The organism is Streptomyces tibetensis (genome assembly GCF_040647715.1).
GTDB classification, from domain to species: domain Bacteria; phylum Actinomycetota; class Actinomycetes; order Streptomycetales; family Streptomycetaceae; genus Streptomyces; species Streptomyces tibetensis_A.
Window position 1 is genome coordinate 843,529 of the sequence record NZ_JBEZCR010000002.1, and the last position, 24,252, is coordinate 867,780.

The 24,252-nt window shown below is 70.5% G+C and carries 24 protein-coding genes and 2 tRNA genes; 17 read left to right on the top strand and 9 right to left on the bottom strand.

Annotated features, from left to right (window positions below):
- Positions 1 to 52 precede the first annotated feature (52 nt).
- From AB0B29_RS08365 to AB0B29_RS08375, 3 genes are all read left to right on the top strand, one after another.
- Positions 53 to 379, top strand: coding sequence for a hypothetical protein (locus AB0B29_RS08365; protein ID WP_362235575.1), 327 nt, complete (start codon positions 53 to 55; stop codon positions 377 to 379).
- 174 nt (positions 380 to 553) lie between these two features.
- Positions 554 to 922 (top strand): WhiB family transcriptional regulator, encoded by a 369-nt coding sequence (locus AB0B29_RS08370; protein ID WP_362235577.1) that lies wholly within the window; start codon positions 554 to 556, stop codon positions 920 to 922.
- Positions 919 to 1,242 (top strand): hypothetical protein, encoded by a 324-nt coding sequence (locus AB0B29_RS08375; protein ID WP_362235580.1) that lies wholly within the window; start codon positions 919 to 921, stop codon positions 1,240 to 1,242. The genes AB0B29_RS08370 and AB0B29_RS08375 overlap by 4 nt, the downstream gene beginning before the upstream one ends.
- A 172-nt stretch (positions 1,243 to 1,414) precedes the next feature.
- Here AB0B29_RS08375 and AB0B29_RS08380 read toward each other — a convergent pair whose 3' ends face one another.
- Positions 1,415 to 2,785 carry an ABC1 kinase family protein gene (locus tag AB0B29_RS08380; protein ID WP_362235583.1) on the bottom strand — a complete coding sequence of 457 codons (1,371 nt, stop codon included), beginning with the start codon at positions 2,783 to 2,785 and terminating at the stop codon, positions 1,415 to 1,417.
- Positions 2,778 to 3,992: a ThiF family adenylyltransferase gene (locus AB0B29_RS08385; RefSeq protein ID WP_362235585.1), complete on the bottom strand. Its 1,215-nt coding sequence runs from the start codon at positions 3,990 to 3,992 to the stop codon at positions 2,778 to 2,780. Before AB0B29_RS08385 ends, AB0B29_RS08380 begins: the two co-directional genes overlap by 8 nt.
- A 414-nt stretch (positions 3,993 to 4,406) precedes the next feature.
- Here AB0B29_RS08385 and AB0B29_RS08390 point away from each other — a divergent pair, with 414 nt between their 5' ends.
- The 4 genes from AB0B29_RS08390 (at position 4,407) to AB0B29_RS08405 (ending at position 8,353) form a co-directional block, all read left to right on the top strand.
- A complete protein-coding gene (locus AB0B29_RS08390) occupies positions 4,407 to 5,015 on the top strand; it encodes a M48 metallopeptidase family protein (RefSeq protein ID WP_362235587.1) in 609 nt (202 codons plus the stop codon).
- A gap of 143 nt (positions 5,016 to 5,158) precedes the next feature.
- Positions 5,159 to 6,889: a TerD family protein gene (locus tag AB0B29_RS08395; protein ID WP_362235590.1), complete on the top strand. Its 1,731-nt coding sequence runs from the start codon at positions 5,159 to 5,161 to the stop codon at positions 6,887 to 6,889.
- Between the two features lie 11 nt (positions 6,890 to 6,900).
- Positions 6,901 to 7,581, top strand: coding sequence for an AIM24 family protein (locus AB0B29_RS08400; RefSeq protein WP_362235593.1), 681 nt, complete (start codon positions 6,901 to 6,903; stop codon positions 7,579 to 7,581).
- A gap of 16 nt (positions 7,582 to 7,597) precedes the next feature.
- Positions 7,598 to 8,353: an AIM24 family protein gene (locus tag AB0B29_RS08405; protein WP_362235596.1), complete on the top strand. Its 756-nt coding sequence runs from the start codon at positions 7,598 to 7,600 to the stop codon at positions 8,351 to 8,353.
- Positions 8,354 to 8,509: 156 nt separating this feature from the next.
- On the opposite strand, the gene AB0B29_RS08410 is transcribed toward AB0B29_RS08405, so the two are convergent.
- Together AB0B29_RS08410 and AB0B29_RS08415 are read right to left on the bottom strand one after the other, a co-directional pair.
- Positions 8,510 to 9,037 carry an NUDIX hydrolase gene (locus AB0B29_RS08410; protein ID WP_362235599.1) on the bottom strand — a complete coding sequence of 176 codons (528 nt, stop codon included), beginning with the start codon at positions 9,035 to 9,037 and terminating at the stop codon, positions 8,510 to 8,512.
- A complete protein-coding gene (locus tag AB0B29_RS08415; protein WP_362235602.1) occupies positions 9,034 to 10,494 on the bottom strand; it encodes a zinc-dependent metalloprotease in 1,461 nt (486 codons plus the stop codon). The genes AB0B29_RS08410 and AB0B29_RS08415 overlap by 4 nt, the downstream gene beginning before the upstream one ends.
- Before the next feature lie 192 nt (positions 10,495 to 10,686).
- Between AB0B29_RS08415 and AB0B29_RS08420 the strand changes: the two genes are divergently transcribed.
- From AB0B29_RS08420 to AB0B29_RS08435, 4 genes are all read left to right on the top strand, one after another.
- Positions 10,687 to 11,808, top strand: a complete 1,122-nt coding sequence (locus AB0B29_RS08420) for an SDR family oxidoreductase (protein ID WP_362235604.1) — start codon at positions 10,687 to 10,689, stop codon at positions 11,806 to 11,808.
- Between the two features lie 170 nt (positions 11,809 to 11,978).
- Complete coding sequence (locus AB0B29_RS08425; RefSeq protein ID WP_362235607.1) at positions 11,979 to 12,440, top strand: molybdenum cofactor biosynthesis protein MoaE; 462 nt, start codon at positions 11,979 to 11,981, stop codon at positions 12,438 to 12,440.
- 201 nt (positions 12,441 to 12,641) lie between these two features.
- The gene (locus tag AB0B29_RS08430; RefSeq protein ID WP_361868795.1) at positions 12,642 to 12,806 is read left to right on the top strand and encodes a hypothetical protein; all 165 of its coding nucleotides are present in this window, start codon (positions 12,642 to 12,644) and stop codon (positions 12,804 to 12,806) included.
- A gap of 102 nt (positions 12,807 to 12,908) precedes the next feature.
- On the top strand, positions 12,909 to 13,997 hold the full coding sequence (locus tag AB0B29_RS08435; RefSeq protein ID WP_362235609.1) for a YlbL family protein: 1,089 nt from the start codon (positions 12,909 to 12,911) through the stop codon (positions 13,995 to 13,997).
- 78 nt (positions 13,998 to 14,075) lie between these two features.
- Here AB0B29_RS08435 and AB0B29_RS08440 read toward each other — a convergent pair whose 3' ends face one another.
- Complete coding sequence (locus AB0B29_RS08440; RefSeq protein ID WP_344458685.1) at positions 14,076 to 14,618, bottom strand: PPA1309 family protein; 543 nt, start codon at positions 14,616 to 14,618, stop codon at positions 14,076 to 14,078.
- A 163-nt stretch (positions 14,619 to 14,781) separates the two neighbouring features.
- Between AB0B29_RS08440 and AB0B29_RS08445 the strand changes: the two genes are divergently transcribed.
- From AB0B29_RS08445 to AB0B29_RS08460, 4 genes are all read left to right on the top strand, one after another.
- Positions 14,782 to 17,733, top strand: a complete 2,952-nt coding sequence (locus AB0B29_RS08445) for a UPF0182 family membrane protein (RefSeq protein WP_362235706.1) — start codon at positions 14,782 to 14,784, stop codon at positions 17,731 to 17,733.
- A 57-nt stretch (positions 17,734 to 17,790) separates the two neighbouring features.
- Positions 17,791 to 17,864: transfer RNA gene (locus AB0B29_RS08450), tRNA-Met, on the top strand.
- A 233-nt stretch (positions 17,865 to 18,097) separates the two neighbouring features.
- Positions 18,098 to 19,921 carry a tetratricopeptide repeat protein gene (locus AB0B29_RS08455; protein WP_362235611.1) on the top strand — a complete coding sequence of 608 codons (1,824 nt, stop codon included), beginning with the start codon at positions 18,098 to 18,100 and terminating at the stop codon, positions 19,919 to 19,921.
- A gap of 86 nt (positions 19,922 to 20,007) precedes the next feature.
- A tRNA-Met gene (locus AB0B29_RS08460) sits at positions 20,008 to 20,081 on the top strand.
- 202 nt (positions 20,082 to 20,283) lie between these two features.
- On the opposite strand, the gene AB0B29_RS08465 is transcribed toward AB0B29_RS08460, so the two are convergent.
- The 4 genes from AB0B29_RS08465 to AB0B29_RS08480 all read right to left on the bottom strand — a co-directional run bounded on the left by AB0B29_RS08465 (position 20,284) and on the right by AB0B29_RS08480 (position 23,121).
- Positions 20,284 to 20,700, bottom strand: a complete 417-nt coding sequence (locus AB0B29_RS08465; protein WP_062928973.1) for a Fur family transcriptional regulator — start codon at positions 20,698 to 20,700, stop codon at positions 20,284 to 20,286.
- A gap of 187 nt (positions 20,701 to 20,887) precedes the next feature.
- Complete coding sequence (locus AB0B29_RS08470; RefSeq protein ID WP_344458687.1) at positions 20,888 to 21,280, bottom strand: CBS domain-containing protein; 393 nt, start codon at positions 21,278 to 21,280, stop codon at positions 20,888 to 20,890.
- 129 nt (positions 21,281 to 21,409) lie between these two features.
- Positions 21,410 to 22,210, bottom strand: a complete 801-nt coding sequence (gene hisN / locus AB0B29_RS08475; protein ID WP_362235614.1) for a histidinol-phosphatase — start codon at positions 22,208 to 22,210, stop codon at positions 21,410 to 21,412.
- 89 nt (positions 22,211 to 22,299) lie between these two features.
- Positions 22,300 to 23,121: a GbsR/MarR family transcriptional regulator gene (locus AB0B29_RS08480; RefSeq protein ID WP_362235616.1), complete on the bottom strand. Its 822-nt coding sequence runs from the start codon at positions 23,119 to 23,121 to the stop codon at positions 22,300 to 22,302.
- Positions 23,122 to 23,351: 230 nt separating this feature from the next.
- Between AB0B29_RS08480 and AB0B29_RS08485 the strand changes: the two genes are divergently transcribed.
- The gene (locus AB0B29_RS08485; RefSeq protein WP_362235618.1) at positions 23,352 to 24,023 is read left to right on the top strand and encodes a DUF4097 family beta strand repeat-containing protein; all 672 of its coding nucleotides are present in this window, start codon (positions 23,352 to 23,354) and stop codon (positions 24,021 to 24,023) included.
- Positions 24,024 to 24,052: 29 nt separating this feature from the next.
- Positions 24,053 to 24,252 (top strand): ATP-binding cassette domain-containing protein (locus tag AB0B29_RS08490; protein ID WP_362235621.1); only part of this gene is annotated, 200 nt, incomplete at its 3' end.

Genomic DNA, 24,252 nt, shown 5'->3' on the forward strand with positions numbered 1-24,252 from the left:
CCGTCGGACTGGTTCGCCCAGTCCCCCAAGACGCCGAGAGGAGGCGAGTCCAGTGATCAGCATCAACACCAGCTCCGTCAGCATCGTGAAAATGACCGATCGCTCGGCCGTCTCCGCGTGCATGCTCGGCGTTTCGAACCTGGGCACCGGTCTGTCCGGCATTCGTGCCGCTCGCCCGGCGTCCTCCTCCGTTGCTCCCGCGGGCCTTCCTGTCCGTGAGCGCAATGAGCGACCGACCAAGGCACTGGAAGCGGCAGTAACGGCACAGGCACAGGCCTATGCCTTTACGGCGACCGGTGCCGGATTCCGGAAGCAGACGACGCAGCACCACCAGATGTGGGCCTTCCGTGGGCCAGAACCCTGGAGTGATCCAGCCTGATCGCCGATCAGGCCGGCGCCTTCAGGGCCGCGGAACCCCATCCGGGATCCGCGGCCCTTCTGTTTGTCCCTGAACAGGGATGACAGACCGAAGGAGCCTCGGGACAAGAAAAGAACCCGGTACCACCACCCCCCCGGCCAACAGGCCGGAACGACCTGACGAGGAAGCCCAACCGTGCAACTCGAAGCGCACGCCCCGTCCGTACCGCCTTCCGACACGATCCCCAAGCCCTGCTCCACGGAGGACCCGGCCTTGACCCCGCTCATCGCGCTCACCGCGCTCGACGACGCCATCGAGAACCTCGGCGTACCCGTGCCGTGCCGTTCCTACGACCCGGAGGTCTTCTTCGCCGAGTCGCCCGCGGACGTCGAGTACGCCAAGTCCCTCTGCCGCACCTGCCCACTCGTCGAGGCCTGCCTCGCCGGCGCCAAGGAGCGGCGTGAGCCCTGGGGCGTCTGGGGTGGCGAGCTGTTCGTCCAGGGTGTCGTCGTCGCCCGGAAGCGGCCGCGTGGCCGCCCGCGCAAGAACCCGGTCACGGCATGAACACCGCAGGAACGATCGACCGTCCCCTCACGCACGACCCCCAGAAGCAGGCCCCGATGAAGCCGTCCACTCACGAGCCCGCCGGCTCGGCGACCCAAGACTTTTCCATCAACGGCGCGAAGGACTCGCGTCAGAACAGGACCCGCGAGATGCAACTCATCCCAGAAGCCATGGCCCGCGCGCATATGCGCGAGCGACTGCAGGAGGCGGAGCGGGATCGCCTGGCCGTGCGCCTGGCGTCCGCCCGCCGGATGCAGCGCAGGGCGGAGCGCGCCTCACTGCGTGCCCGCCGGGCGCTCGCCATGGCGGTCATGCAGTAATCCGCTGCACCTGAAGCGGGGCATTCCGGTCGATACGACCGGGCTGCCCGCCGACCTCTCACTGCGGGGGCCGGTCCGTGTCGAACGGACCGGCCCCCGCGGCGGTCGTCCGCCCGAGGAAGCGCACGTCCGGCGCCTGGAGTCGGACTGAAGGTGAGCCCCGGGGCGGAGCTCAGGCTTCCGCCACCGCCTCCTCGCCGTCGGCCGGATCCTCCGGGACGAACCCCGGAAGCCACTCCTCCAACTCCTCGCGCAGCCGCACCGTCGCCCCCAGCTGGCACAGCACGCCGATCGTGCTCAGCGTCACCCGGTGGATCAGCAGATAGGACGGGGGCAGGTTGAGCTGCTTGCCGAGCTGGTAGGCAGGGGAGCGGGGGTCGGCGACCCGCGCCGCCTGGCTGCGCATCCAGCCCCGGGTGAAGGTGAACTCCTCGACCTGGGCCGGCTCGATGATCGGCAGCAGGTAGTCCATGACGGCGTCCGGGTCCAGCTCTATGGTCTCCTTGACGAACCCTTCCGCGCAGAGAAGCTCGTAGACCGCATCCGCCTCACCGTCGAGGGTCATCCGCAGGGACTCGCCGATGGTGGCCGGCAGACCTCCCGGGAGTCGGTCGACCGTGCCGAAGTCCAGCACGCCCAGGCGCCAGTCGTCCTCCCCTTCCGGGCCACCGGGCAGGAGCCGGAAGTTGCCCGGGTGGGGGTCGGCGTGCAGCAGGCCCGTGCGGGCGGGGCCGGAGAACAGGAAGCGGGCCAGCAGCTGACCGGCACGGTCGCGCTGTTCCTGGGTGCCGTCCGAAATGATCTCCGACAGCGGGATGCCGTCCATCCACTCGGTGACCAGGACCTGGTCGGACTGGTGCACCACCTGCGGCACGACCACGTCCGGATCGTCCGTGAACTCCTCGGCGTGGGTCTGCTGCGCCTGGGCTTCCAGTCCGTAGTCCAGCTCCTCCGCAACGCGGTCCTTCAGCTCCGTGATCAGAGGCTTGATGTCCATGCCGGGAATCAGCGGGCCGAGCAGGCGGGAGAAGCGGCTCAGCTGGTTCAGGTCCGACAGCAGGGCCTCGCCGGCACCCGGGTACTGCACCTTGACGGCCACCTCGCGGCCGTCGTGCCACACCCCTCGGTGGACCTGGCCGATCGAGGCCGCCGCGGCGGGCTTGTCCTCGAACTCCAGGAACAGTTCGTGCCAGCCCTCGCCGAGCCGCTCCTCGAGCACCGCGTGCACGGTCCGGGTCGGCATGGGCGGCGCCGCCTCCTGGAGCTTGGTCAGCGCGGCCCGGTAGGGGCCGGCCACCTCCTCGGGCAGCGCCGACTCGAAGACGGACAGGGCCTGCCCGAACTTCATCGCGCCGCCCTTCAGCTCACCCAGCACCTTGAACAACTGGTCCGCCGTGCGCTGTTGGAGTTCGCGGCCGACGAGCTCGGCGGATTCACCGACGATCCGCTTGCCGAATCCCCAGGTCGCCCGCCCGGCGATGCCGAGCGGGAGCGCGGCGAGCTTGGCGGTCCGGGTAACCGCCTTCCGGGGAAGATCAGACATGCGCCCTCCAAGTCCCAGCCGGCCGCTCCGCCTCTGCCTCACGGCACTGCTCCGACGGCCGTTGCACAGCCATTGTCTCGTGTGACTCGCCGTCCTCCGAGAGGTGCTCCCCTTTTCCTCTCGTCGCCGCAGCGCACGGGCACGCCGGATGCGCCCGGACCGGCCGCGTACGCCAGTGGAGATCCGGGACGGAGCACTCCCAGCGTGCCCCGGCGCTGGAGGGGGCCCGGCCGTCGAGGAAAGCGAGTGCGTGGGCGGCCGCGAGTCCTGCCACGGCCGTGGCCAGTGTCAGGTCGCAGGGCGGCACCTGCCGCTGCTTGCCGGAGCGCCACTGGGCGACCAGACGCGGCCAGGTGGGGTCCCGGTCGACACGGTCCTCGTGCAGGCATCCCGCGCATCCCGTCTCGCCGGGCAGAACGAGAGGACCGACCACGCCGGTGCCCTCCACGACGCCGGCGTACAGATGGGGCGTCCCGGAGCTCATCAGCGGCTCTGCCGCTGCCGGGTCGGGCGCGTGCACGGCGACATCGTCCCGCGGGGCGAGGATCACCAGCGAGAACCCCGGGTCGCCGTCCTCCGGGGGCGCCTGACCCGCCGCTCGGCGCGGCGGCCGGTCGGGGGCCGCCCGGCGCACGGCACGACGGGCCGATTCGTCCCTGCGGTCGCCGACGGCATCCGCGGGCAGCCCGCCCGGCGCGACGTCCCACGGCTGCACACGGCCGCCGTCCATCACGTCCACCCCGCCCACGCCGGCCCCTGCCAGGAGCGAGGCCAGCACGGCACCCACCCGGCCCGCGCCTCGCACCTGAACGCGCTGCGGGCGCCGCGCGGCCAGCCGCCCGATCGCGTCGCCGGGGGACGATGTCGTCAGGGTGAGGGAGGCCAGGTCGGGGCGCAGCCGGTCGAGGACGTCCTTCTTCTTGCGTAGCGCGTCCGCGGCCGGCCCGCCACCGCGGGCGTCGTCCAGCAGTCCGGCCCGTGCCAGCCCCCGCACCAGCTTGTCGACATGACCGTCGGGCAGATCCATGCGGCGTCCCTCCTCGCGGAGCAGCTCCAGCCCCCGCGTGCCGTTCAGCAGGTCGAGGAAGCTGCCCGTCGCCAGGTCCATCGGGCCGAGCGTCATCGCATGGGCCGGGGTCATCCCGAACTGCACGGTGTTGAGGTCGCGCCAGCCGCGCCTGAGCGCGGGTTTCACCATCGGATGCATGACAGGCCCCCGTATGCCGTAGATCGTCCCCGTACCGCCGACGGTCCCGAGCGCGGGCACGGCCCCTGTTTCCCGGACCGGCCTCGCCGTAGCTTCGCCGACGAGATCCAGCATGCCCAACCCCGCCGCGGCCCGCTGAAAGTTGTCCACAGGCGCGGGTATTAGTCGTACTGGTCCGACGACTGTGTCCTGCCGTCGGCAACGAGCCTTACAGAGTCGGCGCCCGCGACATGCGAACCGGGCGCCCGCGACGAACCCGGTGCCCGCGACATGCGAACCGGGCGCCCACGACCAACCCGGTGCCCGAGACGAACCCGGCGGCCGGGTCGTAAAAATCCTGCGGCCGGCGGGAGCGGCGGCACCGAAGCGTCCCGGAGTCGGGACTTCCCCGTGTGCAGCGGGTAACGTCGGGGCGTGCCCGCCGACCCACTGCACCGCGCCGGAACCACTCAGCGCAGCACGACGAGCCAGCCGCCGAGCGGCTCGAGGGCGAGCGCGATCGAGGTCCGCAGGAGCGCCCGCCGACGCCGAACGGTCTCCGCGTACCGCGAGGGCGATCGCACCGTGGTGCTCATCCCCGCCCGGATGTCCGAGGCGGAGGAACAGCGCTGGGTGACCGTCATGCTCGACAAGCTGGCCGCCCAGGAGAGCAAGCGGGCCCTCGGCGACGCCGATCTGGCCGAGCGGGCCCGGCGTCTTTCGGACCAGTACTTCGAGGGGCGCGCCCGGCCCGCGTCGGTGCGCTGGGTGACCAACCAGAACACGCGCTGGGGTTCCTGCACCCCCGCCGAGGGCAGCATCCGCCTCTCGCACCGCCTCCAGGGCATGCCCGAGTACGTCGTCGACTACGTCCTCGTCCACGAACTCGCGCATTTGCTCGTTCCCGGACACGGACCGCGCTTCTGGGAACTGCTGAAGGCCTATCCGCGCACCGAACGGGCCCGGGGATACCTCGAAGGTGTGGTCGCCGCCGAGCGGTTGCCCCATGTACCCGGCACAAGGGGCGACAGCCCCACGAGGTGACCGACCGCTTTCCGCGAGCGAACAGCCGATACGGCGGATCGGGGCGTTGTGTACCGGCTCTGTACCGACCTCGTCCGGTGTCCGAGTTTGCCGTTAGCCTGGCGCGACGCACTCACGTTCTGGATGGGGGACGGTCGTTACGCATGGCCAGGGAATTCCAACGCGGCCACAAGGCCAGGATCAGTGACCTCACCGCGGGTACGGATCTGTACGTAGGTGTACAGATCGCCGGCCCCGGACTGAGCTTCGACATCAGTTGCTTCGGCCTCGACGCCGACGAACGGCTCTCGGACGACCGGTACTTCGTCTTCTTCAACCAGCCGAAATCCCCCGAGGAGTCCATTCAGCTCCTGGGCGCCCAGGCGGGAGACACCGAGTCCTTCCGGGTGACGCTCGACCGGATCCCGTCGCAGATCCAGAAGCTCTCCTTCACGGCGACGATCGACGGCGCCGGCCAGATGTCGCAGATCGCCTCCGGGTACATCCGTATCGTCGCGGGCGGCGAGGAGGTGGCGCGCTACGCCTTCAACGGCTCGGAGTTCTCCACCGAACGGGCCGTGATGCTGGGCGACTTCTACCTGAAGGACGTCTGGCGGTTCGCCGCCGTCGGGCAGGGCTTCGACGGAGGTCTGGACGCGCTGCTGAAGAACTTCGGCGGCGAGGTCGCCGAGGAGGAGACGCCGGCGCCGGCCCCGCAGCAGCCGCAGGCCGGCGCAGCGCCCGCCTTCGCCCCGCCCGCGTTCGGCGTCCCGGCCGCTGCCGAACCCACCGCACCGCCCGCCCAGCCGGCGCCCCAGGCCCCCACACCCCAGCCCGCCGCGCAGGGCTTCGCCCCGCCGCCCGGCCATACGCCCCCTCCGGCGCCCGCGCCCCAGGTGCACGCCGCCCCGACCATCGTCGCTCCCCTGCACACCCCGCCCGGCGGCTCTCCGGTGCCTCCTCCGGCCCCGGCGCCCGCACCCTACGGCCAGCCGGGCCAGCAGCCGCCGCACCACGGCCAGGTCCCCGGCCAGACGGCCCCGCCGCCTCCCGGCTACGGCCAGCCCCAGGCACCCCACCCGCCGCAGGCGCCCCACGCCCCGGCCCCGCCCCCCGGATACGGCCAGCCCACGCCGCCGCCGGGCTACGGCCAGCCCGCACAGCCCCCCGGCTACGGCCAGCAGCCGCCCTACGGACAGGCGCCCCACGCTGCTCCACAGGGTGCCCCTCAGGGCCCTGGTGTGTCCGCTGCGCTCCAGCAGTTCAAGGAGACCCCCACCGGGCAGCGCTGGACACAGCAGAACAAGAAGCTCGTGCGCGTCGACCTCGGCATCGGCGGACAGCCGGTACTGGCCCGGCAGGGCAGCATGGTGCTCTACCAGGGCAAGGTCGACTTCAGCTACAAGGGCGCCGGGTTCGCCGGCCGGATCGTGGGCAACGCGACCGGCCAGGAGATGCAGTTGATGCGCTGCACCGGCCAGGGGCAGGTCTTCCTCGCCGAGAACTCGACCATGCTGCACCCCCTGGAGCTGCAGGGCGACGCCGTCTGCGTCTCCGCCGAGAACGTCCTCGCCTTCGACGAGAGCCTCACCTACGAGGTCCGCCGCATCGAGGGCCACGGAATCCCCGGCGGCGCACTGTTCACCATGCAGTTCCAGGGCACCGGCACCATCGTCGTGAAGACGCACGGCACTCCCGTCGTGCTGCCCGTGACGCCCACCACGTTCGCCGACTGCAACGCCGTGGTCGCCTGGTCGGCCGCCGCCCAGGTCGTCGTCTCCAGCCAGGTGCGGATGCGCCGCAACGCCTACCCCGGCGACACGGGGGAGAGCGTCAACCTCCAGTTCCGGGGAGCGCCCGGCAACTTCATCGTCGTCCAGCCGTACGAGGTCTGAGGGAGCCCGTCATGACACAGCAACTCGCGGGCCACGCCCCCGCACCCGTCACCGCCCGCATGGAGAACCACGGCAACCACATGCTGAAGGTCGCCATGCAGACCGGGAACGACCTCCTCGCGCGCGTGGGGTCGATGGTCGCCTACGAAGGGTTCGTGCAGTACGAGCCCAACCCGCCGGCCGTGCGCCAGATCGCCAAGGACTGGATGACCGGTGAGGGCGCGCCGCTGATGAAGTGCTCCGGCGACGGTCTGCTCTACCTCGCCGACTACGGGGCGAACGTCGTCGTCATCAATCTCAACGGCGACGGCATCTCGGTCAACGCCACCAATCTGCTGGCCTTCGATGCCCACCTCAGCTGGGGCGTGGAGCGGGTCAAGGGCCTGGCCAAGTTCGCCGGGCAGGGCCTGTGGAACACCAAGATCTCCGGGCAGGGCTGGGTCGCGCTGACCTCCCGGGGTAAGCCCATCGTCGTCGACTGCGGAGGCGGCGAGGACGAGACCTACGTCGACCCCGACGCGCTCGTCGCCTGGTCCCCGAACCTCAAGGTCAAGGGCAAGCGCAGCTTCCGGGCCCAGTCGCTGATCGGCCGCGGCAGCGGCGAGGCCTACCAGATGGCCTTCTCCGGTCAGGGCATCGTCGTCGTCCAGCCCAGCGAGGACAGCACCGACCGCCTCCGGTTCCGGGGCTGAGGGGGAGCCACACGTCATGCAGAGCCCGATTTTCGCCTACAACGAGCAGCAGACCCAGGAACGCTGGAGTCTGCAGAACAAGCAGATGCTGCGCGTCACCCTGGAGGGCCACGACGACGTCCTGGCCCGCAAGGGCACCATGGTCGCCTACCAGGGCCTCGTCGAGTTCGACGCCGAGTTCCAGAGCAACCAGCAGTCACGCGCGCGTGCGCAGACCGGGGAGGGCCTGGACCTGATGCGCTGCCACGGGCAGGGCACGGTGTACCTCGCCAACCTCAAGCAGCACGTCCACGTCATGGACGTGGACCAGGACGGCCTCACCGTCGACAGCAGCTATGTGCTGGCGATGGACTCCTCCCTGCACCACGAGGTCATCGCCGTGGACAGCCTCTACGGCATCTCCGGCTCGGGGAAGTACCAGCTCAATATCAGCGGCCGGGGCAAGGTCGCCCTGATGACCTCCGGGATGCCGCTGCTGATGCAGGTGACGCCCGACAAGTACGTCAACTGCGACGCCGACGCGATCGTCGCCTGGTCGACGGGCCTGCGGGTGCAGATGCAGGCCCAGACGCACTCCTCCGGGGTGTGGAGGCGCCGCGGCAGCACAGGTGAGGGCTGGGAGCTGAGCTTCATGGGGACCGGCTACGCGCTCGTCCAGCCGAGTGAGCTGCTGCCGCCGCAGAACGCCCAGATCGGCTCGGGTCTCGCCGCGCAGTACGGCATGGGCCAGCAGGGGGCGCGGGGGCAGAACCAGGGCAACGTCTGGAGCTGAGCGCTCCGCGGGGGGCCGAGGGGTTCGGGGGTGTGCGGTCCCGATGCGGCTGCGGGCCGTCCGGTGCTGGTCGCGCAGTTCCCCACGCCCCTGAACGGGGCGCCACCCGCCGTCACGTAAGGGGCGGCCGCCACAGCGGTCGCCCCTTACACACGTTCAGGTCGTGAGTCTCGCGCGGGTCGCGGCCAGTAGCTGTACGACCGACTCGTCCGCCACGTCCGGCACCTCGTCGTAGCCGAACCAGCGCACGTCGAGTGACTCGTCGCTGATCGCGTGCGTGGCGTCCGGTGGGGCCATGACCGCGTACTGGACGTCGAAGTGGCAGTGGCACGGAGGCGGGATCGGATGCCGGTCCAGGCGCACCGGGCCGCCGGGCAGCAGGGTGAGCCCCGGGACGCCGGACTCCTCCGTCGCCTCACGCAGGGCCGCACCCGCCAGGGACGCATCGCCCGGCTCGCAGTGGCCGCCCATCTGCAGCCACATCCGCAGCTTCTTGTGCAGGGTCAGCAGCACCCGGCCGCCCTCGGGGTCGATCACCAGGGCGCTCGCCGTGATGTGGCCCGCGTGGCAGGCCTTCCACAGGCCGTCCGGATGGTCCGCCAGATGGTCCAGATAGGCCTGGCGCAGCTCCGTCTGGTCCTCGTACCCCTTCAGTACGAGGACCGCGTCGTCGTACAGGCTCACCCGGCGTCGTCGCCCCTGTTCTCGTCCTCGCCCTCGTCCTTCTTCTTGAGGTCGGGCTTGTCCGCCGCCTCGCCGAGCATCTTGTCCAGCTCGGAGAAGTCGATCTGCTCGCGGTGCACGAAGCCGTCCGGATCGTCCAGGTCGGTCGCCGTGGGAAGCATGTCCGGGTGGTGCCACAGGGCGTCCCGGCCGTCGACCCCGCGCGCGTCGGTGAGCGAGGCCCACAGACGGGAGGCGTCCCGCAGGCGGCGCGGGCGCAGCTCCAGGCCGATCAGCGTGGCGAACGTCTGCTCGGCCGGGCCGCCCGAGGCGCGGCGGCGGCGCAGCGTCTCGCGCAGGGCGTCGGCGGATGCCAGGCGAGGCTTCGCGGCGGCGTGGACCACCGCGTCGACCCAGCCCTCCACGAGCGCCAGGGCCGTCTCCAGACGGGCCAGGGCGGCCTTCTGCTCGGGCGTGTCCTCCGGCTGGAACATGCCCTGCTGGAGGGCCTCCTGCAACTGCTCCGGGTTCTGCGGGTCGAACTGGCCGACCACGTCCTCCAGCTTGGCCGTGTCGACCTTGATCCCGCGGGCGTAGCCGTCGACGGCGCCGAACAGGTGCGAGCGCAGCCACGGCACGTGCGAGAAGAGGCGCTGGTGGGCGGCCTCGCGCAGGGCGAGGTACAGCCGCACCTCCTCCTGGGGGACGCTCAGGTCCTTGCCGAACGTCTCGATGTTCACCGGGAGCAGCGCGGCCTTGCCGGCCGGGCCGAGCGGGAGGCCGATGTCGGACGAGCCGACGACCTCGCCGGCGAGCACGCCGACGGCCTGCCCGATCTGCGTGCCGAACATGGCGCCGCCCATCGAGCGCATCATGCCGATCAGCGGGCCGGCCATGGCCTGCATCTCCTCCGGCAGGACATCACCCATGGCGGTGCCGACGCGCTCGGCGACCGGGTCGACCAGCTCCTTCCAGGCGGGCAGGGTGGCCTCGACCCACTCCGCGCGGCTCCAGGCCACCGCGGAGGCGGCGCCGGAGGGCAGGGACGTGGCGTCGTCGAGCCACAGGTCGGCCAGGCGGACGGCTTCCTCGACGGACTTGCGGTCGGCGGGGCCGACGCTGGCGTCCTTGGTGCCGTCAGGGCTGCCCTGGGAGACCGTCTGGCGGGCGATCTGCTTGGCCATGTCCCAGTTCACCGGGCCGCCCTCGTAGGAGAGCATCTGGCCCAGCTGCTGGAACGCGGCGCCCAGGTCGGTGGGGTTCAGCGACCCGAACATGGCTGCGAACGGATTGTCCGCACCGGGGCCGCCAGGGCCACCGGGGCCCTGCCCGAAGCCACCGGCTCCGGGCAGGCCGCCGAAACCGAACGGGTTGGCAGGTCCCTGACCACCACCGCTCTGCTGGTCCTTCTTCTTGCCCTCGTCGCCGTCGTCCGGCTCCTCCGGCGGAAGGCCGAATCCGAATGGGGTGTCACTCACGGGATTCCTCGGCTGGTAGGGCCGCCGGTTCTTTCCGGCGGCACGGCTGCCCGACAACACCACCCAGCGTAGACACCTGGGGCGGATCGGGCCTCGGTGCTTCGCCGACTGACGGCCTGCGGCAGGATGGATGCCACCTGGTACGCACGCGTCGGACGCGCTCGTACTGAAGACAACCGCTGGAGACGCCCGGTGAGTTCCCCAGATCCGCAGGTTCGCGCAGCGCGAAACCAGTCAACCAGTTCCGCGAGTCCCGCCGCGCGCGGACCCGTCGTCGCGGTCACCGGCGCCGCGTACGGCGTCGGAGCCCTGCTCACGGAGCAGCTGGCCGCATCCGACGAGGTCAAGCAGGTCGTCGCCATCGACGAGCGGCGCGGCGAGTGCGCGGCGGCCGAGTGGCACATCCTGGACGTACGGGATCCGGCCATCGCGGACAAGCTGCGCGGGGCCGACGTGGTGGTGCACCTGGCCTTGGATCTCGACCTGGAGACGGACGCGGCCGCCCGAACGGCCTACAACGTACGGGGGACGCAGACCGTCCTGACGGCCGCAGCGGCTGCCGGAGTCCACCGGGTCGTGCTGTGCACCTCGGCGATGGTCTACGGGGCGCTGCCCGACAACGAGCTGCCGCTGTCCGAGGACGCCGAGCTGCGCGCCACGGCCGAGGCGACGGGCGTCGGTGACCTGCTGGAGATCGAACGGCTGGCGCGGCGCGCACCCCGGGCGCACCCCGGGCTCAATGTCACCGTGGTCCGGCCGGCCGTGCTGGTAGGAGGCACCGACACCGCGTTGACCAGGTACTTCGAGTCGCCCCGGCTCCTGGTGGTGGCAGGGTCGCGGCCGGCGTGGCAGTTCTGCCACGTCGAGGACCTGTGCAGCGCGCTGGAGTACGCCGTTCTGGACAAGGTCGACGGGGAACTGGCCGTCGGCTGTGACGGCTGGCTGGAGCAGGAGGAGGTCGAGGAGCTCAGCGGGATCCGGCGGATGGAGCTGCCGTCGGCGGTCGCGCTGGGGGCGGCGGCGCGACTGCACCGCATCGGCCTCACACCCTCACCGGCCGGGGACCTGGCGTACACGATGTACCCCTGGGTGGTGAGCGGCAGCCGACTGCACGACGCCGGGTGGCGGCCGCAGTACACCAACGAGGAGGTGCTGGCGGAACTCCTGGAGGAGGTCTCCGGACGGCACACGGTCGCCGGGCGGCGACTGGGCCGCAAGGACGCGACGGCCGCGGGTGCGGCTGGTGCGACGGTGGCGCTGCTGGGCGCGGCGGCGGTGGTGCGGCGGGCGCGGAAGGCCCGGCGGCGGATCTGAGGGACGCCTGTACGGGAGATCTGAGGGACGCCTGTACGGGAGAGCCGCTGAAGGCCGCCGCTGAAGCCCCCACTGGAGGCCGTCCCTGTAGGAGGCTCCAAACGGGTACGCGCGCGTGCCGGTCGATGGCTCTATTCCGTGCCGTCGGTCGCGTGCGGCACGATGGAGGCATGGCAACCACGAACGATCACCCCGGTGAGCAGGCCGCGCACGACCCGATCAAGCTGATCGGGATCCGGGACTCGGCTCTCTCCCTGGACGAGGTGTTCCGGGCCGTCGGGGACGACGCGGCCGGAGGCACCGCGCTCTTCGTGGGAACCGTGCGGAACCACGACGGTGGCGCCGACGTCGACGAGCTGGGCTATTCCTGCCACCCCAGCGCCGAGGCCGAGATGCGGCGCATCGCGGAGAAGGTCGCCGCCGAGTTCCCGGTGCGGGCCCTGGCGGCCGTGCACCGCGTGGGGGACCTGCGGGTCGGGGACCTCGCCGTGGTCGTCGCCGTCTCCTGCCCGCATCGCGGAGAGGCCTTCGAGGCCTGCCGGAAGCTGATCGACGACCTGAAGCACGAAGTGCCCATCTGGAAGCACCAGAAGTTCTCCGACGGAACCGAGGAGTGGGTCGGCGCCTGCTGACCCCCATGAGTCCGCCGGTCTGACCCCCGTGAGTCCGCCTGCTGCCCGCGTAAGTCCGCCTTCCGGGCCCGTAGCCGGCCTGCTGGTTCCGGGAGTCGGCCTCCGGTTGCGTAACCGGACCCCTGGCGTGAGCGTTGTCACTGCGGATCGTTAATCTGCTGATCAGTCAGTTGCGGATGCTCAAAGGGGTTGGAGGTCGGCATGGCGGCGCTCGCCTGGTTGCTGATTCCGCTTGTGGCTGCCATCGGCGCGGGGCTCTGGGGCAGTTGGGCCCACCGGACCCGCAAGGCCCGTAACGACGGGCCGGAACTCACCGGCTACGCCCGCTTCCGCGAGGCCATGGAGAAGCCCCGCCCGGGCGCCTGACAGCCGAGGAACCAGCAGGTCACAGACGTCGTGGAGGGCAGGGCCGCCTCGGACGGGCGGCCCTGACGGTGCGCTGACAGGACCGTCCCGTACTGTCGACTCATGCCACGCCGCACCGCGACGATGCTCGCCTCCACCCTGATGCTGATCGCGCTCCTGTGCGCGGGAGTGTTCATCCCCGTGCCCTATGCGGAGATGTCCCCGGGGCCGACGGTGAACACCCTGGGCGATCACGACGGCGAGCCGGTGCTGCAGATCGCGGGCAGGAAGACGTACGCGACCAGTGGCCATCTGAACATGACGACGGTCCGGGTCACGAGCGCCGACTACCGGATGAACCTGGTCGAAGCCGTCTACGGCTGGCTCGCGCACGACAACAAGGTCGTGCCGCACGAGACGCTCTACCCGGACGGCAAGACCGAGGAGCAGTCGACCCAGGAGAACGCCGAGGAGTTCAGCCAGTCCCAGGAGAGCGCCAAGGTCGCGGCCCTGAAGCAGCTGGACGTCCCGGTGAAGTCCTGGGTGATCGTCTCCACGGTCGTCAAGGGGTCCCCCGCCGAGGGCAAGCTGCACGCGGGGGACGTGATCAAGGAGGTCGACGGCACGGCGGTGAAGGAGCCCGCCGACGTTGCGAAGCTCGTGACCAAGCACAAGCCGGGCCAGGAGGTCCGCTTCACGATCGTGCCGGCCAAGGAGCAGGCAGCCGCGGAGAAGGAGAAGCGGACGCCGACCAGGACGCAGGACATCACGATGACCACCACCACGTCCGACGACAGCGGCGAGAAGCGCGCCATCGTGGGGATCTCCGCAGGGACCGACCACACGTTCCCGTTCACGATCGACATCAAGCTCGCGGACGTCGGCGGGCCGAGCGCCGGGTTGATGTTCGCGCTCGGCATCTACGACAAGCTCACCCCGGGCAGCCTGACGGGGGGCGCGTTCGTGGCCGGCACCGGCACGATCGACGACGCCGGCAAGGTCGGGCCGATCGGCGGCATCGAGATGAAGACCGTGGGCGCGCGGGCCAAGGGCGCGAAGTACTTCCTCACGCCCGCCGACAACTGCGCTGCCGCCGCCAAGGACACCCCCGACGGTCTCACCCTGGTCAAGGTGGGCACCATCAAGGACGCCCTCGGAGCCCTGAAGGACATCCGCAGCGGCGACACCGCGGACCTGCCGAAGTGCCGGTAAGTAGCCGAGTGCGGTAAGCAGCCGTAGGACCGGGGGCCCGGAAAGCCGGGCCCCGCGGTCAGCGGTCCCCTGCGGTCGCTATTCCTCGAACGTCGCCGCCAGCGCCTCCGCAAGGCCCGGGACCAGGTCGGAACCGGTCAGGACCTCGGTGGGGGAGTCCTTCTCGCGCAGCCGCAGGGCCGACTCACGCGTGCCGTCGCGCAGGACCGCGACCGTCATGCGGACCTCCTGGCGGTCCGGGTGGTCCGCCACCCACTTCGTGAGGGCGGCCTCGCTCAGCCCCTGCGGAACCTGCGCTTCCGCGGACGGCGGCAGCATCAGGCGCTCCACGGCGAGGGCGCAGCCGACCACCGCGTCGGGCCAGGCGATGGTGGCGAGGAACTCGTCGAGCGGCTTGCCCGTTGGCACTTCGTCCTGCTCGATCGGGGTGAGACCGGAGTTCTCCGACTCGTCGCCCAGACCGAGCCGGTCCGCGAGGGAGGGTTGTTCGGCCCGCAGCCGTGCGGTGTCGACGAGGGCGAAAAGGCGGGCCGGCTGGTCCCAGCCGAGGCCGGAGACGTACTCGTCGATCTCGAGAACGGCCCGGGTGAGCGGGTTCGCAGCCATGGGAGTGTTGGACATGGTCACAATCCTGCCTCGTTCCCGGCCGGAATCGGGAACCGAGTAAACGGTGAGTAAGTTGCATAGGTGGGGGCCCACGATCACGGGGGCCACGTACGGTCCGTGAAGACGCGGGCCTGACGAATCAACAGCGAACTTCGAGGTGCGCACCTTGGCTTTCCAGATGCCGGACCGCGGCGGAGGCCCGACAGGGCCGCGGATCAGAGTGGGCCGCCCGTCCCGGCGTGTCCGCACCCTGCTCATGACGCTGGGCGTCCTGGCCGTTGCCGGCATGGCGTTCACCATGTTCGCGGGCTTTTGGACGGACTGGCTCTGGTACCGCTCGGTGAACTACTCCTCGGTCTTCACCACCACCCTGTGGACCAAGATCGGGCTCTTCTTCGTCTTCGGCCTGCTCATGGCCCTCGCCGTCGGCTTCAACATCTGGCTGGCGCACCGGCTGCGGCCGCCGCTGAGCGCCATGTCGATGGAGCAGCAGAACCTCGACCGCTACCGGATGGGCATCGCGCCCTACAAGAAGTGGCTGCTGTTGGGGATCACCGCCCTCGTGGGCCTGATCGCCGGCGCCTCCGCCTCCGGCCAGTGGCGGACATGGCTGATGTGGGTCAACGGCGTGCCCTTCGGGCAGAAGGACCCCCAGTTCAAGCTGGACGTCTCCTTCTACGCCTTCGACCTGCCCTGGTACCGGTTCCTGCTCGGCTTCGGCTTCGCCGCCGCGATCCTTTCCGTGATCGCCGCCGCGCTCACCCACTACCTGTACGGCGGGCTGCGCGTCACGAGCCCCGGCGCCCGCGCCACGGCCGCGGCCACCGGCCACCTGTCGGTGCTCATCGGCGTCTTCGTCGCCCTCAAGGCGGTCGCGTACTGGCTCGACCGGTACGGACTCGCGGTGAAGTCCAGCGACTTCAGGGCGACCGACAACTGGACGGGCCTGAGGTACGTCGACGCCAACGCCTACCTGCCGGCCAAGACGATCCTGTTCTGCATCGCCGTCATCTGCGCGCTGCTGTTCTTCGCCACCATCTGGCGGCGCACCTGGCAGCTGCCCGTGATCGGCTTCGGCCTGATGGTGCTCTCCGCGATCCTCATCGGCGGGCTGTACCCGGCGATCGTGCAGAAGTTCCAGGTCCAGCCGAACGAGCAGGCCAAGGAAGCGCCGTACGTGGAGAAGAACCTCGAGGCCACGCGCCAGGCGTACGGCATCGACGGCACCAAGGTCACCGACTACTCGGGCACGAGCAAGACCGAGGACAAGACCACACTGCGTGACGACGTCCCGTCCACGGCGAGCATCCGGATCATGGACCCGAACATCGTCTCGCCGACGTTCCAGCAGCTCCAGCAGATCAGGAACTACTACGCGTTCCCGACCAACTTGGACGTCGACCGGTACGCCAAGGACGGCAAGGACCAGGACACGGTCATCGGCCTGCGCGAGCTGAACCTCGCGGGCATCCCGAAGAAGAACTGGATCAACAACCACTTCCGTTACACGCACGGCTACGGAGTGGTCGCCGCCGAGGGCACCAGCGCCGACGCCCAGGGCCGTCCGAACTTCACCGAGTCCGACCTGCCCTCCGAGGGCGACCTCGGCACGTACGAGCAGCGGGTCTACTACGGCGAGAAGACCACCACGTACTCGATCGTCGGCGGTCCCCAGAAGGAGATCGACTACTCCGACGACAACGGCGAGAAGACCACCAGCTACAAGGGCGACAGCGGGGTCAACCTCTCCAACCCGGTCAACCGGGCCGCGTACGCGGTGGCGTTCGGGGAGCCGCAGATCCTGTACTCCGGGGCCATCGGCGAGGGGTCGCGGATCCTTTACAACCGCACGCCCAAGGAGCGCGTCGAGGCGGTCGCCCCCTGGCTGACCATCGACGGTGACGCCTACCCGGCGGTCGTGAACCACCGGATCCAGTGGATCGTCGACGCGTACACGACGACGAACGGCTACCCGTACTCCTCGCGTACGACCCTCGGTGACACGACGGCCGACTCGCTGACCGCCACCAACGACAACCGCGCGGTGGTGGCCCAGCAGAACCAGGTCAACTACATCCGCAACTCGGTGAAGGCGACCGTCGACGCGTACACCGGCGAGGTCAAGCTCTACCAGTGGGACACCAAGGACCCGGTCCTGAAGACCTGGATGAAGGCCTTCCCGAACACGGTGGAACCCAAGAGCGACATCTCCAAGGACCTGATGGACCACCTGCGCTACCCGCAGGACCTGTTCAAGGTCCAGCGGGAGCTGCTCACGCGCTACCACGTGAAGGACGCCACGACGTTCCTCAGCGGCAGCGAGGTGTGGCAGGTGCCGGACGACCCGACGAACCGGTCGGGCAGTGCGGTGCCGCCGTACTACCTGAGCATGAAGATGCCCGACCAGAAGGCGCAGGCGTTCTCGCTGACGACGACCTTCACGCCCAACGGCCGGGACAACCTCAGCGCGTTCATGGCGGTCGACGCGGAGGCGGGCACCAGTGACTACGGCAGGATCAGAATCCTGAAACTGCCGACCAACACCACGGTCAACGGACCCAAGCAGGTCCAGAGCCAGTTCAACTCCCAAGAGGACATCGCCGAGTCCATCAGGCTCCTGAGAGGCGGCGACTCCGAAGTCGAGTACGGCAACCTGCTGACGGTGCCGCTCGACGGAGGGCTGCTGTACGTGGAGCCGGTCTACGTACGCGGTGGCGGACTGAAGTATCCGCTGCTGCGCAAGGTGCTGGTCACCTACGGAGGCCAGACCGCCTTCGAGAACACCCTCGACGAGGCCCTCAACAAGGTCTTCGGAGCGGACGGCCCGACCACCGAGCCACCGGGCGAGGGCGATACGACGCAACCACCGCCGAAGTCCGAGAACCCGACGGTCCAACAGGCCCTGGAAGACGCCCAGAAGGCGTTCGACGCGGGTCAGGAGGCCCTGAAGAAGAACGACTGGGAGGCGTACGGCAAGGCGCAGAAGGACCTTGAGGACGCCCTGCAGCGGGCCGAGGACGCGCAGTCCGAGGCGAGCCGGGCGGGCGGTTCCGGGGGCGGCGAGAGCAAGCCCAGCGGCAAGCCGAGCGGCGACCCGAGCGGCAGTCCGAGTCCCAAGCCGAGCAGCTAGCGCCCTGGCCTGGTCAGATGCCCGTCCCGCGCCGTGATACGGTTGTGAACACAACGGCGCGGGGTGGAGCAGCTCGGTAGCTCGCTGGGCTCATAACCCAGAGGTCGCAGGTTCAAATCCTGTCCCCGCTACTGAAGTCGCGATGTCGAGTGACGAAGCGGCACCGAAGGCCCGGATTCCACACAGGAATCCGGGCCTTCGTGATGTGTGAACGCATGTGCTGGCGCCGGCTGTGGCCGCGCCGCCGGGGGGAGTTGGCCGATCTGTGTTTGACTTGTCTCTCTGTGGGCATGTCGACAAAACGCTGAAGTGACCTCACTGGCTGCGGTATACCAGGTGTACCCAGGTTGCAGGTGGTGCGACGATGGACGTTATGGGGGACAAGGCAACTCTGTTCGAGACAGGGCGTTTTGTGCAGCCTTCCAGCCGGGAGGACACCGAGACCCCGGACGAGACCGGGGAGATCGCCGACGAGGCGGCGGAGGAGCTGCGTCAGCGGCTCGCCGCCGAGGCCGGCGACGTCGAAGCGATGAGTGTCCTCGGGGCCATGCTGCTGCGCCGCGGTGATCTCGACGGTGCCGAGCCTCATCTGCGTGCCGCCACCGCCGCGGGCGACCGGGCGGCCGCCAACAACCTGGGAGTCCTCCTGCATCAGCGGGGGTACGCCGACGAGGCCGCCGGATGGTGGCGGATCGCTGCCGTCGCCGGATCCACGGCGGCCGCCCACGCCCTCGGGCGGCACCACCGCGAGCGCGGCGACGAGCCCGCCGCCGAGTACTGGCTGCGCCAGTCCGCCGAACAGGGTCACACGCTGGGCGCGTACGCGCTCGCCGATCTGCTGGAGCACCGCGGTGACGCCGGGGCCGTGCAGTGGATGCGGGTCGCGGCCGAGCGTGGGCACCGGGAAGCGGCGTACCGCCTGGCGCGGGCGCTGGACAGGCAGCCGGCGCGAGAAGCCGACGGCGACAACGGTGTCCAGGCGCCCGAGGAGGCCGAGCAGTGGTACCGGCAGGCCGCCGCACGCGGTCACCGCCGGGCGGCGCTGCAGCTCGGGACGATTCTGGAGAGGCGCGGCGAGCTCAAGGAGGCCGGGCGCTGGTACCTGACCTCCGCCAAGGACGGGGAGGCGCGCGCCGCCTGTGCGCTCGGCTTCCTGCTGCGTGACGCGGGTGACACCGAGAACGCCGCCGTGTGGTGGCTGCGGGCCGCCCAGGACGGCGACGGCAACGCGGCGAACGCGCTGGGCGCACTGCACGCCGAGCGGGGCGAGACCCAGACCGCCGAGCGGTGGTACCGGGCCGCGATGGACGCGGGTGACGTGAACGGCGCGTACAACCTCGGTCTGCTCTGTGCCGAGCAGGGGCGTACTCCGCAGGCCGAGCAGTGGTACCGGCGCGCGGCCTACGCCGGGCATCGGGAAGCGGCGAACGCCCTGGCGATCCTGCTGCTGCGGGGCGGTGACGAGACGGGCGCGGAGCCGTGGTTCTCCAAGGCCGCCGAGGCCGGGAGCGTCGACGCCGCCTTCAACCTCGGCATCCTGCATGCCGGCCGGGGCGAGGAGCAGGCCGCGTTGCTCTGGTACGAGCGTGCCGCCGCAGCCGGCCACACCGAGGCGGCGCTTCAGGTCGGCATGGCGAGGCTGCGGGAAGGCGACGAGCAGGAGGCCGAGCGGCACCTGCGGTGTGCGGCCGGGGGTGGGAGCTCCGAGGCCGCGTACCGGTTGGCGACCGTGCTCGACGCGCGGCGGCCGCCGGAGCCCGCGCACGAGCTCGGGGAGCCGGTGCACCAGCGCAGCGAGTGCGAGGAGTGGTACGAGCGGGCTGCCTCCCAGGGGCACCGGCGGGCGCAGGTGCGGGTCGGCATGCTGGCGGCGGCCCGGGGTGATGTCGCCGAGGCGGCTCGGTGGTACCGGGAAGCGGCTGAGGCCGGATCCCGCAATGGCGCGTTCAACCTCGGGCTGCTGCTGGCCAGGGAAGGGAGCGAGCCCGAGGCGGCGGTGTGGTGGACGCGGGCCGCTGACGCCGGGCACGGGCGGGCGGCGTTGCGGCTGGCGCTCGTCTACGCGCGTCGGGGTGAGCTGGCGGAGGGGCAGCGCTGGGCCGACCGGGCGGTGGCGCTGGGGCCGGCGTCCGTCGCCGAGAGGGCGGAGCGGCTCCGGGATGCGCTGCGGCAGGAGCTGTCCGCGTGAGGCGTCGCCGCTGGGCCCCGGGCGGGGGCCGCTGGGTAATGGATTTGCATCCGTCCTCTGCGGTGACGTAACGTTGCATTCAACGACGCGGGGTGGAGCAGCTCGGTAGCTCGCTGGGCTCATAACCCAGAGGTCGCAGGTTCAAATCCTGTCCCCGCTACTGAAGGCCGAGGGCCGGAATCCGAAAGGGTTCCGGCCCTCGGTGTTTCTGGTCCTCGCCGGCTCTGCTCCTCGGTGTGTCCGGCCCCCGATGGTGCCTCCTCAGCGCTATCGCCCTCCGTGTTCTCGGCATCGTGCGACGACGGCAGCAGTGAGCCCCGACACCCATGGGTGCCGGGGCTTTCGTGTTCCGTGCGGGAGGGCTAGGCGGCGGCGCAGTTCGGACAGACGCCGCGGTACGTCACCTCGACGTCCGAGACCGTGAAGCCGAAGCGCTCGGTGTCGGGGAGGTCCGCCAGCGGATTGCCGGTCGGGTGGACGTCGCGGATCGCGCCGCACTGGGCGCAGACCAGGTGGTGGTGCGGCTGGTGGGCGTTCGGGTCGTACCGCTTGGCACGCTGGTCCGTGGAGACCTCCAGCACCTCGCCGAGGGTCACCAGTTCGCCCAGGGTGTTGTAGACGGTCGCCCTGGAGATCTCGGGCAGCTTGGCGACGGCCCGTGCATGGACCTCGTCGGCCGTCAGATGGACGTGTTCGCCGTCGAGGACCTCAGCCACGACACGCCGCTGCGCGGTCATCCGCCATCCGCGTCCGCGCAGCCGTTCCAGAAGGTCACTCATAGCCACCAGCCTAACAGCAAAAGAGACCAGGTCCCGAACAGGTGTGAGTTTAGACCCTTGACTGCTTTAGACGTTGTCCAGCATGGAGAACGGCATTGCCGAGCGGGCGATCGAGGGCTTCCGGTGGGGTCGGCGGGGCGGCGGCGGACGGGCCGGGTCCCTTGTGGGGTCCGGCCCGTCCGGGGTGTTACGCCGGAACCCGCTGTCGTGCCGGTGCCCAGCAGCGGATGATGTCGCGGACCGACACGATGCCGACGGGCTCGCCGCCGTCCAGCACGATGAGGTGCCGGAAGCCGCCGTGTGCCATGGCGCCCGCCGCCTCCTCCAGGGTCCAGGCCGGGGCGGCGAACACGACGTCGGTGGTGGTGTGGGCATGGGCGCGTTCGGTGTCCGGGTCCTGACCCAGGCCCACGGAGTTGAGGATGTCGCGTTCGGTGAGGATGCCGATGCCGCCGGCGTCGGGGTCGTGGACCACTGCCGCCCCCACCTTGCGCGCGGACATCAGTGATGCCGCCTGACGCAGGGTGTGGGTCGGGCCGATCGTGAGGACGACGGTGCTCATGGCGTCACGGACGAGCATGGATGGAGCCACCTCCTGGGAGTCTCCCCACCGTTCGTTCAGGATTTCACAAATTCACAAGTGGGGGGACTCTCAGGGTGGCAGGTAAAGGGAGGGTCAACAAGGGGGCGCTCGGTAACAACGGGGGGCTCAGTAGCGCTGGTTGAGATATCCCAGCAACTCGTCGTGCAGCAGGCCGTTCGACGCGGCCGCGTTGCCGCTGTGGGGGCCCGGGCGGGCGTCCAGGCCGGTGAAGGTGCCGCCGGCCTCCGTGACGACGATGGCCGTGGCGGCCATGTCCCAGAGGGACAGCTCCGGCTCGGCGCACATGTCGACGGCGCCCTCGGCCACCATCATGTACGGCCAGAAGTCGCCGTACGCGCGGGTGCGCCACACCTCGCGCGTCAGGTCGAGGAAGCCGTCCAGGCGGCCTTGTTCCTCCCAGCCGCTGAGCGAGGAGTACGCCAAGGACGCGTCGGAGAGCTTGGAGACGCGGGAGACCTGCAGCCGGGAGGCCTTGGTGAGGCTGCGGCCGGAGAACGCGCCGTGGCCCTTCGCGGCCCACCAGCGGCGGCCGAGGGCGGGGGCGGAGACGACACCGACTACGGGCTGGAACCCGCCCTCACCGGCCTCCATCAGCGAGATGAGCGTGGCCCACACGGGCACGCCGCGCACGTAGTTCTTGGTGCCGTCGATCGGGTCGATCACCCAGCGGCGGGGGCCGGAGCCCTCGACGCCGTACTCCTCGCCGAGGATCGCGTCTCTGGGGCGGGCGCGCTGGAGCTGGCCGCGAATGAGCTCCTCTGCGGCCTTGTCCGCCTCGCTCACCGGGGTCATGTCCGGTTTGGTCTCGACCTTGAGGTCGAGGGCCTTGAAGCGGTCCATCGTCGCGGCGTCGGCGGCGTCGGCGAGGACGTGGGCGAGACGCAGGTCGTCGAGGTAGTCGGGCATGCAACGAACCTATCTGCCGAGGTGGGGGTGGGGCCACAGGGGGTTTGTGACGGTGGGGGAGGGATGTGGGCGAGGCGCGGGGCGCCGGGTCAGTGATCCGGACTCGACTCGTCGGTGGTGCCCGCGGCCGGTCCGGTGGTGTTGCCTCCGGCCGGTCCGGTGGTGTCGCCCGCGGCCGGGCCGGCGGCGTGGCCTGCGGCCCGTCCGGGCTTGGCGTGGAGGATGTCGCGTGCCTGCTCCGCGGCTCGGGCGGTGCTCTCGGAGACGAAATCGAGGTAGCGGGCGACGTTCTCGAGGCGGGTGGCGGCCAGGGTGCCGGGGCCGAGGACACCGACGCCCTGCCGGGCGACGGCGACGACCTGGGCGAGGGACCGGGCGCTGGCCATCATCGACTGGTACCAGACGTCGTCGTCGACGACGTAGCGCTCGCGGCGGCCCTCGTCCGCCTCTCGGCGGACGAGGCCCTGGCTGTCGAGGAACGCGATCGCCTTGGAGACGGACGCCGGACTGACCTGGAGCCGCTGGGCCAGTTCGGAGGCGGTGAGGCTGCCCGAGTCGGTCATGCACAGGCAGGCCATGACCCTGGACATCATCTTGGGCATGCCCGACCCCATGAGGACGGTGGTGAACGTCTCCTCGTACTCGCGCACGGCCTCGGCGTCCCGCCCGTCGGTCTGCGGGGCTGCCTTCGGGTCCCGGGGGGTGGCCTGCTTGCGGCGCGTGCGCCGTTCCGTGGCGCGGTGGGCCAGGTCGGCGCGGTAGGCCGTGGGGCCGCCGTTGCGCATGACTTCGCGGGTGACCGTCGAGGTCGGGCGGTCGAGGCGCCGGGCGATCTCCGCGTAGGCGAGGCCGTCGGCCAGCCCCAGCGCGATCTGCTGGCGTTCCTGCTCGGTGAGTCTGCCTCCCGGCATCGTGGCCTCCTTCGTCTGCGGGGTGACCGCACCATAGCGTTCGCTGGCATTTCATTGCAACGGACTAGGTGATTCTGTTGCGTTCGTCGGCAAGCTCGTTGCAATGATTTATGGTCTCTGAACTGCAAATACTTGCTTTGTGTGCAACGACGTTGTTGTTGGTTCCGTGAAGGCAACGTAGCTTTTCCATCGTTGGAAACGACGCACCGCAAGAATCCAAGGAGTGCACGATGCAGAAGTTCGACACCCCCGCCACCGTCTCGGCCGTCCTCGACGTCCCCGCCGGACGCATCCGCTTCATCGCCGCCGACCGGGCCGACACCACCGTCGAGGTCCTGCCCGCGGACGCGTCCAGGAGCCGCGACGTGAAGGCGGCCGAGCAGATCGAGACCACCTACGCCGACGGCGTCCTGCGCGTTGTGGCCCCCGCGGCGAAGAACCGCGTCCTCGGCCACTCGGGCTCCGTCGAGATCACCGTCCAGCTGCCCGCCGGCTCCCACGTCGAGGCGAAGGCCGCCGCCGCCGAACTCCGCGGCGTCGGACGGCTCGGCGACGTCGTCTTCGAGGGGGCGCAGGGCTCGGTCAAGCTCGACGAGACCCACGGTGCCCGCCTCACCCTGCTCGCAGGCGACATCGAGGTCGGCCGCCTCGGCGGTCCCGCGCAGATCAGCACCCAGAAGGGTGACCTCCGCATCGCCGAGGCCGTACGCGGCACCGTCGCGCTGCGCACCGAGCAGGGCGACATCTCGGTCGGCGCCGCCCACGGCGTCTCCGCCGCCCTGGACGCCGGCACCGGCTACGGCCGCATCCACAACGCCCTCAAGAACGCCGACGGCGCCGCCGCCGGCCTGGCCATCCACGCGACCACCGCGCAGGGCGACATCACCGCCCGCAGCCTCTAGCCCGCAGCCCGTCCGAAGGAGCACCCCTCATGACCGACCTGGCCATCGCGGCGAACGGGCTGCGGAAGTCCTACGGCGACAAGACCGTCCTGGACGGCGTCGACCTGGCCGTCCCGGAAGGCACGGTCTTCTCCCTGCTCGGGCCGAACGGTGCCGGGAAGACCACCGCCGTCAAGATCCTCTCCACCCTCGTCACCGCCGACGGCGGACAGGCCCAGGTCGCCGGCCA